The organism is Anaerobacillus sp. ABA4_114 (assembly GCF_056159065.1).
This window is the reverse complement of sequence record NZ_JBSWUM010000001.1, coordinates 640,921-657,075: the sequence shown is the minus strand read 5'-3', so window position 1 is coordinate 657,075 and position 16,155 is coordinate 640,921. Positions and strand designations below refer to the sequence as shown.

Sequence of the window (16,155 nt, the reverse complement as noted above, 5' to 3'; positions counted from 1 at the left end):
TACCTATAAGGCGATCCCTTATAGGTTCTTTTTTACTATAAAAGTTTCTCTAACCAACTATTTTTCCCTTCACCTTAGGTACATTGCTGTGACTACCTATCAATAAGAGAAATAGTATGACCCCAAAACATCCACCAGCGATGTCCACAAAGACATCCATAAGTAATGAGCTCCTTTCTGGGAGGAATGCTTGTACCATTTCATCCATTGCCCCAAGAGCACCTATACTGGCTAATACCAAAGAGATTTTAACGACATATGGCCTTACTTGAAAAACAATCATTAAGAAAATCGCCAGAAAGCTATACATAACAAAATGACCTGCTTTTCTAATGAGGAAATTCACCATGCCGTCTTGACCATTCCTCTCGAGGCTCATTTCGAGAGGCCCATAGTGAATTATTTCAGGTAAAAATCTGCTAGTGGAGAAGTGTTCAGCTAGAGGATATTGAAGAACAGCAGCTGTAATAATTGCCATCCCCATTACAATGTAAGATAAAAACAAGATTGAACAAATCGTACTCAAGATTTTCATAGAAATATTCCTCACTCCCCTTAATCGTTACGATTATTGCCAGGAGAAGTGAGTACTATTCAACTTGATTCAGCGATTTCTTTAAGAGCTGAAGCTCTAGTATGAAGAAAGCGGTGCATATATCGTTTGAGGAAAAGTACGTTCGCAATGGACCCCACTAGTCCAAAAGGGGCTTTATAAATAAACTGGTCAATCATTAACGTTACGCCGTCAAATTCTTCAAACCTATGTGTATGTATAAACGAATGAAAAGCTCCAGACACCATCTCATCAATAAACCAATCTGGTCTATTCATTGCAGTGATTTGAGCAGTCAACGTTTGCTTCACTCCCAGATGAGTTGCTTCCCACGTTACATAATCACCAACTTCTAATAGTCCTTCCGTTACGCCAGCAACCGCTTTTTCATCTGTCCCTTTTGCGCTCTTTGTATGAACATCGACGTTTCTTGCAAGATCAAAGCACCTCTCGATCGGAGCTTCAATGAATGTTTCTAGATAAATGACCGGCATTCTCCTACCCCTTTACAACACCAAGTTCGTGAAGATTAATATTGCTTGAATTTTTTAACCGAGTAGAGGAAAGTCCTCTACTCTTCTAATTTTGGTGCAGTGACTTCTTTATGTTTACTTCTCTTATACTCTCCCTCAGGGTCTGGAAGGCTTTCAGTCGGAGTTTGATTATTAGTGATCGCAGCATTTTTCTGAGCTTTTCTTTTCTTCATATCGTTACCTCCTTTTTCTTTGTCATAGTTTAAACTCACACAACAAATTCATGTACAAAAATAATTTTTTATAATATTCAGACATACACACCCTTAAACTCTCTCGATGTGTTCGAAGTAGTAACATGAGGAGAGTTTCGCCATAAAACATCCAAAAGGGGGAAAGGTCATGAAAGATTCATTTCTACTGCTTGCCTCACTATCTGAAAGAAGATACGAAGAATTGGTACTTGAATTTGAAAACAAGCTTGACCGTCGCCTCTCAGAAAATGAAAGGGATTTCATTGAGTTCTTAGTAGAGCGTGAACTAACCGAAGAACAGCGAATGATCTGATCCGTACATGTTTTTCACCCCTTTATAACATGTGAACGATTAATACGACCTGTATTTTGTTACCTTCTCCGCATCCTTAATAGGAATAACGAAGCGTTTTTTCACTCTTCCTAAACTTGGGAAACGTATTATGATTCTTGGGGTTAATAGATTATGAAAAAAAACAATTTTCCCAATATACAGGTCTATTGGATTACGTTATACTATTATTGAGGTCAAATTTCGACAAATTTTATTTTTTCAGGTCTTCACAGTAACCGTCATACAATCGTACGAGAAAGGCAAAACCATTGAAAAATGGTGACGCAAAGCTAAAGGGACTTCACGGTAATGACGTTCCGAAAGTCAGCCAGCTGCCGAACACGTTCTCCAGTCGATTTGTGGCAATAAAGGGGGAGTAAGATATGAAAGGAACCTGGTCGACTCCAGAAGAAATTCAATATAGGAAAGAGCGTAAGGAAAAGCTCATCTATATCCTCATACCGATTTCGGCGATTTTAATTGGAGCAATGATTGCTTTACTGACACAGTTAACGTATTAATGCCTTGGAGCCTTTGTTAGGGCTCTTTTTATATTACCCTACAGTTTGCCCAACTAAAAAGAAGCTGACATGATCAGCTTCACAAACTTACTTTGTAACAGACTGTTTTTGTTTTGTTTTAAAAAGAAGATTGATGCCCTTCATTATTCCTTTGATAATAAGATAAATGAAAAACAAAATGACAAAACCTTTTAATCCAATGACGGCATCTTCAAATTCCATATTTCCTCTTCCAGTAATCTTCTGCTGAATTTCAATTGCAAAAACAACGACTAACAGTACCGTAAACGTATAAATAAACGAAATAGACGTTATGCTCCATTTAGAAAGAAGTTTAAAAACAACTTGAACGAAGACAAAACCAACCATTCCTAATATACCCATGACCCAGAAATGCAAATCCTTATCACTCACCACAAACCCTAAACCATACACCACTTCGATGAGAATGTCGTGTAGTTCATTTACTATGGCCGCGATTAATTTAATTAGTCCCTCCATTAGTCACGTTCCTTTTCATGTGTACTTGACTTCATTTTAGAGAGAGGACAACTAAAATTGCAAGCATTTTTACGACTGTGGCTGTGAGTTCAACTCCTGATTATTGATCGGAACATCGGTCATATCCTCTCCACAATAAGGACAAATCCACTCACCGTTTTGGTTGCTGCTATAAGAAGGCTTATGACAGTGGACACACGTTTTTTCTACCACCTGATCACCTCACTCCGTCTTAACATCCTATCAATCCCACCATTTCCATATACTCACAAATATTTTACCAAAATACGGTAACATATCAAGCACAACCGTATGACATTATATTACAAAAACATATAAAAAAAGCAGGTTAGCAACCTGCCCTTCGTACCGTTTTGTTAATTGAGCCATAACTCGGCCTACCGATCGATTCATAGATGAGTCCGCTCTCTTTCGCTTTCTCAAGACTATAGCAGTTCCTTCCATCAAAAACGAGGGGTACCTTCATATAGCGTTCGTAGATCGTTAAATCTACTGATTTTATTTCCTCCCATTCCGTTATGATAAAAGCTGCATCAGCATGCGTTAAGGACTCCTCAATCGTTTCACAGAATATAACTTTTTCCGACAGAAATGAGCGGGCATTTTCAATGGCAACCGGGTCATATCCACGAACCTCTGCACCTTCCTCTAAGAGAGTGTGGGCAATTGGTATCGAAGCGGCTTCACGCATGTCGTTTGTATTAGGTTTAAAAGCAAGGCCGAGAAGAGCAATTTTCTTATTTCTTAAGTCACCCATAACATCTTTTGCTTTCTGTACAAGCTTCATTTGTTGAGCGTTGTTTACTTCTATAACAGACTTCAATAACGTAAAGTCATGATGATTGTTTCCTGCGATTTGGACAAGTGCCTTCGTATCCTTCGGAAAACATGATCCTCCATAACCGATACCAGCTTTCAGAAATTCATTTCCGATCCGGTGATCCTTGCCCATCCCTTCTGCGACATCTTCTATGTTAGCACCCACTTTTTCGCAAATGTTTGCTATTTCATTAATAAAGCTTATTTTCGTTGCCAGAAAAGCATTAGAAGCATACTTAATCATTTCTGCACTCCTGCTATCTGTTCGATAGATTGGAATACCAAATGGGAGGTTGATCGATTCGATCACGTCTCCTGCATACTTATCGTCTGCACCGATAACAATGCGATCCCCATTAAACGTGTCATAAACTGCAGACCCTTCCCTTAAAAACTCAGGGTTGGAAACGATTTGAACGTTAATTCCTAGAGAAACATTTTGCTGAATCGTTCCCTTTATCCGTTCATTCGTCCCTACAGGCACAGTACTTTTCGTAACGATAATCGCATTTTGTTGTAACGCATTTGCGATATCTAATGCTGCTGCATCTATATAGCGAAGGTCTGCAGTGCCATCTGGATGTTGAGGTGTACCAACCGCTATGTAAATAACGTCAGCATTTGCTAACCCAACATGGTGCGAGGTAGTAAATGATAAACGGTTCGCTTTACTATTCCGCTTCATAAGCTCTTCTAAATTTGGTTCGTATATAGGAGATTGACCATTTGACAGCACCTTCACTTTTGCCTCATCTGTATCGATACACGTCACATGATTTCCGATTTCAGCAAGACTTACTCCCGTAACGAGACCAACATATCCTGTTCCGATCACTGCAATTTTCACATCTAGCCCTCCTCTACTATGTACTTGTCTTTATTATAAGAATGTTTTTGTCGTATAGACGTGGTTTTGTGATAACTAAACAAAACATTAATAATGAATTAACATCTCCCAATATTACCGTTTTTTCGATATGATAGTTATTAAACTGCTCAATTTAGAAAGTGTGAAACCAATGATTTTTTTACAAAGATGGATATGGCTTATACTTGCGTCGCTTATGATGATCATCCTTTTTCTATCCTCTAATACACCCTATCAAAATCAAGACGTTAAACCCCTATTTAAAGAATGGGTCACGATTGAACAAAAGGATCTTCCCCAAATCGAATTTCGTTACGATGGAGCCCTTGTTACACCATCTGAACCATATCGATATGTTGAGTTTTTCTTAAGAAAAGGGGCACATGTCGTTTCTTTTGGCTTACTTACATTTTTCTGGATACTGTTCTTCATAAAACGATACACCCTTAGAAAATCACTGTCTTTTGGATTCTTACTCGCATTCCTCTATGCTTTGTTCGACGAATACCATCAAAGTTTAATTCCAAATCGCACTGGACATTTGATCGATGTCTTCATACCGGATACGCTCGGAATGGTGTTAGCTTGTTTACTTATTCTCATAATATCCTTAATCAAAAATAAAAAAGCCGGAAATGCCTCCTAAAGAGGTTTCCGGCTTTTCCACCTACATATTCGACTTTTTATCGTCTCCCATTCCTTTTAGGAAAAGAAGTAACATTGATAACGACCGATTAATTTCTGGGTCTTTTAAGGCTTTGAACAAATCAAGATAACCTGTTTTATGGTCGTTGTCTTCATTATCAGCAACATTTTCAATTCCATTGTTAAGCCGATCGATCAAAGGCTCTAGCTCTTTCACATTGATTCTTCCAAGTGCTCCGACCAATAGCATCAAATTCTTAATCGCCATCGTATTTTCCGGAGTACTAAGAAGGTCAACAAGCACTTTTAGAACACGGTCCCCTTCACCAAACATCCCATTAAGGAGCGAAATAACGCCTCTATCTTTCATATGCCCTACCACTTCCAGCGTTTCAAGTAAAGCTTCTTTGTTATCGATCAATGCATCTTCAATTTCTTTTAAATCTAAAGCTCTCTTCTCATCTTCTGTTAGTTCAATCTTTTTAATCGATTTAATGGCCTTTGCCAAAACGGCTCGCCTCCTTCTTTACCATATCTCCTGGGAATAGATAATCCTTTCGTGCCCATTTACGTTCTACTTGTACACCGATTTGTGGTTGCGGGTTACCAAATCGATGGTTTACTTTTGGAAGCGGAGAAGACCCTTTATCTTTTAAAATTTCCATTTTTGCTTTCACTTCTTTATAGACAGGGGTATCCGTATCTTTGTCTGCATAGCTACTCGTCAGCAAGTTGATCGCACCCTCACCTGAATCGTTCAATGGAACGTAAACTTCTTTTCCTTGTACTCTGTCCGTGACGAGACATTTAAGTTTTATCGCGCCATACGGAGAAGAGAGCCTTACTAGCGTGCCATCCGTTAAGCCTCTTTCTTCCGCTAGTTCTATGGATACTTCTATGAACGACTCTGGAGTTTTGGCTTTGATACCTTCACTTTTATATGTCATATTCCCTTCATGAAAATGTTCAAGAAGTCGGCCATTGTTAACATGAAGATCATATTCATCATCGAACTGAATCGGCTCAGTCCATTCGAGTGGAAACAATCGAGCTTTTCCATCTGGAAATGGGAAGTCTTCTTGGAAAAGCAGCGGTGTATCTTTCCCATCTGCCGTAACTGGCCATTGCTGACTATCATAGCCTTCTAAACGGTCATACGAAACACCTGCAAACATGTCTGCAAGCTGAGTTGCTTCACCCATAATATCTCGAGGATGATCATACTTCCAATCTGCACCGAGTTCATTTGCAATCATCATAATGATCTTCCAGTCCGGTTTGGAATCACCAAGCTCGTCAAGAGCTTGATAAAGTCGTTGAATCCGTCTCTCTGTATTGGTAAACGTACCTTCCTTCTCAAGACTCGGGCTTGCTGGAAGAACAACATCTGCATATTCAGCGGTCTTTGTTAAGAAAAGATCCTGAACGACAAAGAAATCAAGTTTTCCAAATGCTTCATGAACATAGTTCAAATTAGAGTCTACGATTCCCATGTCTTCACCCTTTAAGTACATACATTTGAGGTTTCCATCATGAATACTTTTGACCATTTCATGATTGTTAAGCCCTATCTCTTCAGGAAGCGGATTACCCCACGCTTTTTCGTATTTTTCTCGGACTTTTTCATCTGTGACTTCTTCATACCCAGGCATCATGTTCGGCATACTTCCGAAGTCACTTGCTCCCTGAACATTATTATGTCCTCTAAGTGGATAAGCCCCCGTTCCAGGCTTACCATAATTTCCTGTTACAAGTAATAGATTCGATATTGCAGTACTCGTATCAGATCCTCCGCTATGTTGCGTTACACCCATAGCCCATAGCGCAACCGTACTGTTCGCTTCGTGAATCATCGTAGCAATCTTTATCAATTCTTCTTGAGAAATACCGGTCACATTCTCTGCGTACTCTAACGTGTATGGTTCTAAACTCTCAATATAATCAGCGAGACCATTCACCCGATCTTTTAAAAACGCTTCATCCGCCCATCCCTGATCGATAATATATTTTGTAACTGCTGAAAGCCACACAAGGTCTGTGCCAGATGAAGGTCGAATAAACAAATCGGAGCGCTCAGCCATTTCATGCTTTCTCAAGTCAGAAACGATGAGTTTTTGGCCGTGAAGCTTATGCGATCTTTTCACACGGGTCGATAACACTGGGTGTGATTCGGAAGTATTCGAACCGATGACGATCACTAACTCTGACATTTCGATATCTGTGATCGAACCTGAATCGCCCCCGTACCCAACCGTTCTGAACAACCCTTTTGTGGCAGGCGTCTGACAATAACGCGAGCAATTATCGATGTTATTCGTGCCAATAATGTTCCTTCCTAATTTCTGCATTAAGTATGATTCTTCGTTTGTACATTTCGAAGAACTTATAAAAGAAAGGGCATCAGGACCGTGATGTTGTTTTATATCACTGAACTTACTTGCAATCAATTTGATCGCTTCGTCCCAATCCGCTTCTCGGAATGATTCTCCTTCTCTAATCAGTGGCTTTGTTAATCGTTCCTCGCTATTAACGTAATCCCAGCCGAACTTTCCTTTCACGCAAGTCGAAATTCCGTTTGCTGGAGCTTCAGCTTGTGGTTCTACTTTTAAAATATCGCGACCCTGCGTCCACACGTCGAAGCTGCAGCCTACGCCACAGTATGTACATACCGTCTTTGTTTTCTTAATCTTGTTTTCTCTCATCGCTGACTCCATGTCAGAAATCGCAAGGATCGAGTTATAGCCTGTTTCAACATTTTTTGTTAATTCGATCATTGGACGAAGCGTGCCATCAGGAATGCCTGTTAAGAAACCCGCTTCCCCTTCCATTCCTTTTTCCATCATCGCATTACAAGGACAGACAGTAGAACAATGTCCACAAGAAACACAAGATGACTCATTGATCGGAACGTCGTTATCCCAGATGACTCTTGGTCTTTCTCGTTCCCAATCGATCGTTATCGTTTCCGTCACTTGAACATCCTGGCATGCCTCTACACAGCGTCCACATAAAATACACTGATCTGGATCATACCGATAAAATGCGTTTGAATCATCAATCCGTTCAGGCTTAGGGTCAAACGGTACTGCTTGGTGATCTTTCTTCATTTGTTTCACGGTATTATGAATCTCGCATGTTCCGTTGTTATAATCACACACTGTACAGTACAACTCATGATTGTAAAGAATGCGATCCATCGCAATATCCTGTGCTTTCTTTACATGAGAAGCTGTTGAATTGATGTTATCCCCATTTGAGAGTCTAGTAGAACAACCTCTTACGATTTCTCCGTTCACTTCTACCATACATGTATCACATGTCTCAATGGCACCTAAACTCGGATGATAGCACACGCTAGGTAAATCGAGCTCATTGTTATGTAAAGCATCAAGGACACTCATACCGTCATTTACAACTGTGCTCTTTCCATTAATCGTAACCTGAATGGTTTCAGACACTATTCTTCACCCCTATTTCATTCATTGGAAACCTATTCCTCTATACCCTATCCGTAGCCATGATAGGCTGATCTTTAGAAATTAAGCCATGCTATTACTCATCTTTCTTTATTCCTTATAAATTTCCTGCCCACCTCTGCTAAAGAAAAAAGCAGGTAGCGAAACTATCCGCTTACCCGCTCTTCTAAGTTCTTTACACTGACACTCACATCTAGCGTGTGTGCTCCACCAATATACACACCTTTTAATGGTGATATATCACTGTAATCGCGTCCAACTGCAATACGAATATGCTGTTCACCAACGATCGCATTGTTCGTAGGATCAACCCCAAACCATTTTTGCCCTGGTAGTTTCACTTCTAACCAAGCATGTGTAGCAGCATCACCTCGATATGCGGAATTTTCCCCGATATAGATATACCCGCTAACATAGCGTGCTGGAATTCCACGATAACGACAGAGTGCGAGCATGAGATGAGTGTAATCCTGGCATACCCCAGTTCTATGCTCCAACACTTCATCAGCAGTTGTCATCACATTGGTCGCACCAGATACATACTCCATCGAATTGTAAATGTGTTCATTAAGATTTACTACAAAATCTAGTTCATCTCTAGACTGTGCCCAGATTTCATTTGTTTCTTTCTTCATGGCATCCTCAGGTATGGTTGTATAATGCCGATCGATCAAGTACTCTGCATAAGCCTGTTTAAAAGAATGAGAGGTTAGCTCCTGCCTTTGCTCAGAAGTCAGTGGGTTTGAAACATCAAACTCTATCGAATTTGTCTCTACATTCGAGATGGTTTCGATCGAAAGAGTTTGATGCTCGCTCCAAATGTAGAAGGTCTCGACGTAATTCCCCCAGTAATCGGTATGGCCATACGTTTCACTGACTGGATCGATAATGGCAGTATATTCATGAACAGTTTGCAACTCATCATGAAGTGGACGTAACCTGAACTGATTGATACTTTGTCTCACTGGGCGCTCATATTCATAGCTGTTGGTTTGTGTAACTTCAAATTTCATGGTATCGCTACTTCCCCTAAATAGTATGTTCGCGTAATGTAATGACCGATGGTGCTACATCTACGCTGAAAACTTTGAAGAAAGGCATGAGCATCTTGGTAAAGGACTTCTTCAATCGTAAAATCGATCAAATCGTTCGCTAAGTATTCCAGCTCCTTTGCAAGGGACTCAGAGTAATGCTCCACTTCACCCTCCTCTAATGCAACGAACGCATTACGCACTTTCTGTATGCAGTAGATCATAGAACGAGGGAAGTCCATGTTGAGGATAAAGAATTCAGCAACATCTTTCGATTTAATAAGCGGTCGATACATTTTGATATAAGCTTCATGACCACTCACGGATTGAAGCACAGACCACCAATGATGATACTCCACGATTTCTTTATTTTCGTATTGATCAAGATTTTTATGGTAAAAAACATCGAGTATTCGAGCGGTCTTCTCCGCCCTTTCCAAGTGTTTGCCCATCTCCATAAACAAATACGCATCGCCTCTTGGCATCGTTGCCTCTACAATCCCCTGGAAGAAGAGCGATTCTTTTTTAATTGTTTCACAGAACTCGTTTACTTCATCCATTTCCCATCGAGACTTACTATAGCTTTTTAATTTCAAATAGAACGAGTTGATGCATTCCCATAATTCATTAGGAATAATTTCGCGAACAGCCCTGGCATTTTCTCTTGCCACCGTGATCGCATTCAAGATGGAGTTCGGGTTCTTCATGGAAAACATTAAGAATTCCACAACGCTTCTGTCATCGCATCCCGAATAATTTTCATTGAAAATTTGCTGATAGCCGCCAATTTCGATTAGCTCATACCAGTTTTGGTTATTTTCTTCAGTCGGATTCGCATTTTCTAAACGGCTCGTTAATTTAACAGCTATTAATCTAGCATTGTTTTCTGCTCTTTCTACGTTTCGAGACAACCAATATAATGAATCAGCTACTCTGCTTAACATCGTCATTACTCCTTCCCTTTTATACGTTGGCTGGAGACTCCTCTAGAACCCACGTGTCTTTCGCTCCCCCACCTTGTGAGGAATTGACGACGAGAGAACCTTCTTTTAAGGCTACGCGCGTTAATCCCCCAGGGAATACGTGCGTTTTTTCTCCACCAAAGATGAAGACTCTTAGATCGACATGACATGCAGCAAAGCGATCTCCTTTAAATGCTGGTAATCTTGATAACTTAATCGTAGGCTGTGCTATAAATTCTGATGGGTTCTTCAAGATTTGCTTCCTGTATGCTTCGATTTCTTCTTCAGAAGCATGAGGACCGATCAACATATTGTAACCCCCTGAAGCATTCGTGTGCTTCACAACAAGCTCCGACAGATGATCCAACACATATTCCAATTGATCTTCATACCTCAATAGATAGGTATCTACGTTTTTTACCAAAGGTTCTTCGTTAAGATAATAGCGAATCATATCTGGTACGAAATGATAGATCGCCTTATCATCTGCAACGCCGTTTCCTATACCGTTGATGATCGATACGTTACCTGCTCGATAAGCATCGACAAGGCCAGGAACACCTAGGAGAGAATCTTCTCTAAACTCAAGTGGATCGAGAAATTCATCATCGATTCTTCTATAGATCACATCGACTTGCTTCAAGCCTCTCGCTGTCTTCATAAAGACTTCACGTTCCCTTACAACGAGATCCCTACCTTCTACGAGTTCAACGCCAGATCTTTGCGCAATGTAACTGTGGTCGTAATAAGCTGAGTTATAAATTCCTGGTGTCAAAAGGACGATGGTTGGATTACTTTTATTCTGAGGTGCAAGAGAAGCCATAGACGAATGCAGATAAGAAAACTGTTGTTCTAGTGATTGAACAGAATATTGATTAAAGAACTCAGGATATACCTTCCTCATCACGTAACGATTTTGGAAAACATACGACAACCCTGAAGGATTTCGAAGGTTATCCTCCAAAACTCGGTACTCGCCACTATCATCACGAATTAAATCGATCCCAGCCATAAAAATATGCTGCCTTCTTGGGAGATCGATTCCTGCCACCTGTTCAAAGAAATGCTGACAGTTAACAACGAGGTCTCGAGGAATCACGCCATCTTTTAATATTTGCTGTTCATGATACACGTCATCTAGAAATGCATTTAGTGCATCAAATCGTTGCATCAACCCACGTTCAAGTTCCGCCCATTCGTCTGGAGGAATGATTTTTGGAACGAAATCGAACGGCATCGTTCGTTCCGTTCCTTCTGTTTCACTGTAGACCGTAAAAGTGATCCCCTGTCTCAAGAAATCACTTTGAGCAAGTTCATACCTCTCTTGTAAATTGTTTGGATCAACACTGTTTAACCTTTCATGGAAAGGTTTACAGTAATCTCTAGGGAGGTGGTCCTTTTGAAGCATCTCATCAAAGAATTCATCAAGTTTGTATGAATTAAACACGATACCTTTTCCTCCTTCTATGTATGATTAGTAAATTACCCATAATTCTTACTTTTCTAACAAATTTCGTTATAAGATAGTCTATATCCTTCAATTACATAGTAGAAAAGAATTGTTTTTTCAAAATTTTACAGATTGAGCAACGATTATTCACTACTATATCGTTTAAAACATAGACTAGTACAGGCCGTAAAAAAATGAGGTGGATGAACATGCGTTTCTCAGAAATGGAGCCTGAACGTCTTTCAAGAGATCAAATCACAACGCTGTTGTTTGATGGATTAGAAGACGATGGAATGAATGGCGATTGTATTCTAGTATTCGGTGCAAGAAGTCTACTACGTGTTAAGAAAGCTGCTGAGTTATACGAAGCAAAACGCGCACCGTATATTCTCGTTTCAGGATCAGGTGCAAGGTGGGGAAACGATGAGACGCCTGAGGCGATCTGGATGAGAGACCAATTGAAAAATCGAGGCATTCCATCCGATCGAATTTTGTTAGAGCTTAAAGCAGAAAACACGACTGAGAATGTAATTGCTTCAATGCTGGTCCTTCAACAGCAATTTGGATTACATGCGCTCAAAAGGCTATTGATCGTGAGCTCGCCATACCATATGAAACGTTGTCTATTATCGCTTAAGACCTATATGCCAAAACATATCGCGTATTCGCTTTGCTCTGATGATAGGATAATCGGACAACGCACGAACTGGTGGACCGACCCCAATGAACAGTCGTATATATTAAAAGAAGTTAAGTCCATCAAAAAGTACGCGGAACTAGGCATCTTGATAGATGAAGAATGGTAAAAAGAGGGGGGCAGTTACGTAGCTGCCCTCCCTCTTCAATCATTTCCATTCTTTCCACTTGTTTCGTAGTTGCTCTTTCTTCACTTGCAACAGTGTGCTTCCATCGGCATCCTTTTTTTGCTTCTGCCATTCGTAAAAGCTTGCAACACTAATCAAGGTGAAACCTGCGATCAACAAGTATGCCCACCAAGGCATGTTGCCCCAATACGGACGAGTTTGAATAAAGAGATTCAAAAGAAGAACACCTATTCCAATTAAGAAATAAGATTTGATCCTGAAGTAAAATCCACTTATAACGGATGCAAGAGATAACACTCCCGCTAACAACGCATCGTAGATCGTGTTGCTTACAATAGCATCTGTTACGATTATTGCTGCAACAATTGCAACAACTGTAAGCTCCACCCATTTTACAATATGCTCTTCCTTCTTCCACGTACTTTTCGAAAGAAACACGGTCAATCCAATCCACGGGAGAACATAGACTTCTGCTACAATATACTGATTGATCTCGATATGTTGAAGCAGCGTATAGTAAGGGATTAGTAAGCTTACAGCGCTCATGCTCTGAACGATACGCTTCGGATTACCATGAGGAACTCTTTTTATCTGTAGGGATACTAAGCTAACGAAAAACAAAGCGCACATCTCTTCCGCCCAAAGTGGTGCCTGATTTGTATATTGAACAAGTGGTCCGACGAGTAACAACGCAGCAACCGTATACCAATCGATATGATTCGTAATCATCTCACTCGAACTGAAAGCGTATAGCTGTTTATGGATGAAAAGACCTGAACAAAGAAGCAAGAGACCTACCAATACATGTAGTACCATCTTTTCTTCTATTGCTTCAAAAGGTAAAAGCTGAACAAACAAGATAACATACAATAACGGAAAAATATTAAAAAGCTGCCATCTCGCTTGATGCATCACATAAAGAAGCACACCTACATAGAGAATCGCTACGGTAAATGAAACAGCTGTTAACTCTTCTTGCAATGTAAATGGTACTAATCCTAGTAACGAAAATGGGACAGCATACCATTTGATCCGTGCTTTCCAACGATCGTTTAACAGAAACCAAAAAGCAAACATAACTGCACTCGATGCAAAGCCTGTATAAAGATAAACATCTTCAATTTGATAGTAATCTACTAATGACATATAGAAAAACGGGAGGATGGAGAAGCCTGCATATAGAAACGTGCGAACCTCCCACTCCTTCGTACGAGAAAAAACACTGTAAAGGTAGATTAGTAAAGTGATCACAAATAAGATCGGAACGCCAGTGTAGACTCCTACCGAATAATATAAAGCGAGTGGTAAATAGATATGTGCTAAATACACAAACGCATTTTGCACGTAAGGATTCTTCTTAACAATAAAATCTCCTACGATGATTAACACGATACTTCCTGGAATCCATTGATAAATTCCTTGAATCGGAAAGGCTTCAGCAACCGACAAGTATGTTCCTAACGTCGATAAACTAAGAAAATACCATAGCGATTCTTCGTTTGTTCTTTTAATTAGAAGGAACAAGAAAAAAATCGCACCAAGAAGCAATCCGCTTCGCGTGTATAATTCATTCGTTGAATATACGAGAAGGAATAGAAGTCCTGTCGTGTAAGCCGCCTGAGACGTCCAAAAAAAGCTAGCATGGAGTACAGATTTGTTTTTCCATAAAAATGATATCCCCATGAGAAGAGCAGCACTGACAACTAAATGAAAAGACAGGCCAAATTCCTCTCGATAAAAACCATTCTCAGCCCAAACAGGGTATAAACATAGAAAAGCAACCGCCCATGCAGATGGATAGCAAACGCTCGCAATAGCTCGAAGCCATCGTGGTTCTCCTTCATACACAATTGTTAAAAAGATGATTCCGATGATCCCCATCATACTAGCGTCGATGACCCACTTTTCTGCTAAAACTCCGACCAATACGGCTAGAGATATGGGACCGAACGACAGGAACAGGGCCCCAGACCTTATGACTTTTGTGTATCTCCACTTGTTCCAATAAAACCCTAATAAGTATAGACTAAGACCCGTTATAAAAAGATGGAGAATAACAACCGTCACGGTCACATCAGTGTATAGTAAATTCAATGTGTATAGGCCTGCAGCCACAAGAAACAATGGTGCTAAAAAGCCAAAAACCTTCAGCTTAGATAGATTAGCAAGATAGATAAAATTCACACTGATCAACACGTATCCTGCTATGAGAAGCCAAGAAGGATCGTCTAAACGGAGCAGTAATCCTTTATAACTAATAAATAGAAAAGCAGCGACAGAAACGATGCCACTCGTAATCTGAAATGCTTTCTTCATATAGTTATCTTCAAACTTCTCAATCATCTGAAGGCCAATGAAAAGAAATCCGATAAGTGAGTAGAATAGTACATCGATTGACTCAAGAAACGAATTCTCGATGAGCTGGTAGATTCCGTAGACGAAAAGGGCCGTAAATATAAAATGATATTCTTTTTGCTTCCCTATATACACCATCGATAAATATAGCGTCGCCGTTAATAAAACGTTAAAACTATAAAATACCGCTTGATCAAAGAATAAAAGCAGCAACAAGGTCGAAAGGACGAGGTTTCCTTGAAGATAAAGCGGTAGCTCCCGTACAAATAGGTGACCCTCTGCTATCTTCCTCGTTCTTACATACATCAGGATTAATAATCCATTGAACAATACGATTCCAAAATAAAACGCATCGATCGTTGGATTGAATAGTTGAATGAAAAACGACGTACCAATTGTAAGTCCTACATATGAAAACCATACGAACAACCTTGAGTTTTGTCTTATTGCCTGATAGCCGTATAGAGGTAAACAAATCAGCGTTCCAAGCAATCCAAGAAAGTATTTACCTTCACCGCTTATGGACAACCATGCGCCGAACAGTTGAAAGTAGCCCGCTGATAAGATAACGATCGGTAAAAACAAACTCCCAAGAACTAAAAAAGCAAATGCTGTTTTTTCAATCTTTAGCTTATGTCCACTCAGCCAGCTAATACCAAAGAAAAGGAGTGATACTGCAGCAATCAAACCAGTTTTGAGAGTAGAGGTTAGAGCTTCCCACGTACTCGTTGCAAGAACAAGTCCTCCTAAGAGAAGAAACACCACTCCGATGATGAGAATCCACGTAAGGTTCCGGTCACGTATCTCTTGAGCGGATCTCACCTTTTTCTGCTTCACCTTTTGTTTTGGCGGCTTTGGACGTTCTTCCAAAATCTCCTCGGTAACTTCCTCAACCTCACGATTCACATCAAGCTCTAAGAAACGCGTGTATGCCTCTGACACATGTTCGTAAGTCCTCTCAGAAATGAAGTCACTTTGTTTCAGCCTGCTTAACTCTCCTTTAAATGCAGCCTGTCTCTCCTTCTCATCCATGTGCCTCCCCCCTAACGGCAATATCTTCCTCTTTAA

16 protein-coding genes and 1 riboswitch are annotated in these 16,155 nt (G+C 40.2%); of the genes, 4 read left to right on the top strand and 12 right to left on the bottom strand.

Translation table 11 applies throughout. From position 1 onward, the window contains the following. Nucleotides 1–49: 49 nt before the first annotated feature. The 3 genes from ACXAEY_RS03165 to ACXAEY_RS03155 form a co-directional block, all read right to left on the bottom strand. The gene (locus ACXAEY_RS03165) at nt 50–535 is read right to left on the bottom strand and encodes a VanZ family protein (RefSeq protein ID WP_474810442.1); all 486 of its coding nucleotides are present in this window, start codon (nt 533–535) and stop codon (nt 50–52) included. A 59-nt stretch (nt 536–594) separates the two neighbouring features. Continuing rightward, nucleotides 595–1,047 (bottom strand): SRPBCC family protein, encoded by a 453-nt coding sequence (locus ACXAEY_RS03160; RefSeq protein ID WP_474810441.1) that lies wholly within the window; start codon nt 1,045–1,047, stop codon nt 595–597. A 77-nt stretch (nt 1,048–1,124) separates the two neighbouring features. Further along, nucleotides 1,125–1,259 carry a hypothetical protein gene (locus ACXAEY_RS03155; protein WP_474810440.1) on the bottom strand — a complete coding sequence of 45 codons (135 nt, stop codon included), beginning with the start codon at nt 1,257–1,259 and terminating at the stop codon, nt 1,125–1,127. A 169-nt stretch (nt 1,260–1,428) separates the two neighbouring features. On the opposite strand from ACXAEY_RS03155, the gene ACXAEY_RS03150 reads away from it, so the two are divergent. Together ACXAEY_RS03150 and ACXAEY_RS03145 are read left to right on the top strand one after the other, a co-directional pair. Next, nucleotides 1,429–1,593, top strand: a complete 165-nt coding sequence (locus tag ACXAEY_RS03150; RefSeq protein WP_270180143.1) for a hypothetical protein — start codon at nt 1,429–1,431, stop codon at nt 1,591–1,593. A gap of 270 nt (nt 1,594–1,863) precedes the next feature. Beyond that, nucleotides 1,864–1,954: riboswitch (cyclic di-GMP riboswitch) on the top strand. Nucleotides 1,955–1,997: 43 nt separating this feature from the next. Continuing rightward, on the top strand, nt 1,998–2,135 hold the full coding sequence (locus ACXAEY_RS03145; RefSeq protein WP_270180144.1) for a hypothetical protein: 138 nt from the start codon (nt 1,998–2,000) through the stop codon (nt 2,133–2,135). 87 nt (nt 2,136–2,222) lie between these two features. On the opposite strand, the gene ACXAEY_RS03140 is transcribed toward ACXAEY_RS03145, so the two are convergent. From ACXAEY_RS03140 to ACXAEY_RS03130, 3 genes are all read right to left on the bottom strand, one after another. Continuing rightward, nucleotides 2,223–2,636, bottom strand: a complete 414-nt coding sequence (locus tag ACXAEY_RS03140) for a hypothetical protein (protein ID WP_474810439.1) — start codon at nt 2,634–2,636, stop codon at nt 2,223–2,225. Between the two features lie 69 nt (nt 2,637–2,705). Next, on the bottom strand, nt 2,706–2,849 hold the full coding sequence (locus ACXAEY_RS03135) for a hypothetical protein (protein WP_270180146.1): 144 nt from the start codon (nt 2,847–2,849) through the stop codon (nt 2,706–2,708). Between the two features lie 136 nt (nt 2,850–2,985). Then, entirely contained in the window at nt 2,986–4,323 is a 1,338-nt protein-coding gene (locus tag ACXAEY_RS03130) for a UDP-glucose dehydrogenase family protein (RefSeq protein WP_474810438.1), read from the bottom strand. 172 nt (nt 4,324–4,495) lie between these two features. Between ACXAEY_RS03130 and ACXAEY_RS03125 the strand changes: the two genes are divergently transcribed. Beyond that, complete coding sequence (locus ACXAEY_RS03125; RefSeq protein ID WP_474810437.1) at nt 4,496–4,990, top strand: VanZ family protein; 495 nt, start codon at nt 4,496–4,498, stop codon at nt 4,988–4,990. 21 nt (nt 4,991–5,011) lie between these two features. Here the strand turns inward: ACXAEY_RS03125 and ACXAEY_RS03120 are convergent, their stop codons facing one another. The 5 genes from ACXAEY_RS03120 to ACXAEY_RS03100 all read right to left on the bottom strand — a co-directional run bounded on the left by ACXAEY_RS03120 (nt 5,012) and on the right by ACXAEY_RS03100 (nt 11,905). Beyond that, complete coding sequence (locus tag ACXAEY_RS03120; protein WP_474810436.1) at nt 5,012–5,497, bottom strand: helical membrane plugin domain-containing protein; 486 nt, start codon at nt 5,495–5,497, stop codon at nt 5,012–5,014. Continuing rightward, on the bottom strand, nt 5,481–8,447 hold the full coding sequence (fdhF, locus tag ACXAEY_RS03115) for a formate dehydrogenase subunit alpha (RefSeq protein WP_474810435.1): 2,967 nt from the start codon (nt 8,445–8,447) through the stop codon (nt 5,481–5,483). The genes ACXAEY_RS03120 and fdhF overlap by 17 nt, the downstream gene beginning before the upstream one ends. A gap of 164 nt (nt 8,448–8,611) precedes the next feature. Next, the gene (locus ACXAEY_RS03110) at nt 8,612–9,478 is read right to left on the bottom strand and encodes a transglutaminase family protein (RefSeq protein WP_474810434.1); all 867 of its coding nucleotides are present in this window, start codon (nt 9,476–9,478) and stop codon (nt 8,612–8,614) included. Beyond that, the gene (locus tag ACXAEY_RS03105) at nt 9,475–10,440 is read right to left on the bottom strand and encodes an alpha-E domain-containing protein (RefSeq protein WP_474810433.1); all 966 of its coding nucleotides are present in this window, start codon (nt 10,438–10,440) and stop codon (nt 9,475–9,477) included. Before ACXAEY_RS03105 ends, ACXAEY_RS03110 begins: the two co-directional genes overlap by 4 nt. Nucleotides 10,441–10,459: 19 nt before the next feature. Further along, nucleotides 10,460–11,905: a circularly permuted type 2 ATP-grasp protein gene (locus ACXAEY_RS03100; RefSeq protein ID WP_474810432.1), complete on the bottom strand. Its 1,446-nt coding sequence runs from the start codon at nt 11,903–11,905 to the stop codon at nt 10,460–10,462. A gap of 212 nt (nt 11,906–12,117) precedes the next feature. Here ACXAEY_RS03100 and ACXAEY_RS03095 point away from each other — a divergent pair, with 212 nt between their 5' ends. Beyond that, nucleotides 12,118–12,714 (top strand): YdcF family protein, encoded by a 597-nt coding sequence (locus ACXAEY_RS03095; protein ID WP_474810431.1) that lies wholly within the window; start codon nt 12,118–12,120, stop codon nt 12,712–12,714. A 39-nt stretch (nt 12,715–12,753) separates the two neighbouring features. Here the strand turns inward: ACXAEY_RS03095 and ACXAEY_RS03090 are convergent, their stop codons facing one another. Further along, a complete protein-coding gene (locus ACXAEY_RS03090) occupies nt 12,754–16,119 on the bottom strand; it encodes a hypothetical protein (RefSeq protein ID WP_474810430.1) in 3,366 nt (1,121 codons plus the stop codon). Between the last annotated feature and the right edge of the window lie 36 nt (nt 16,120–16,155).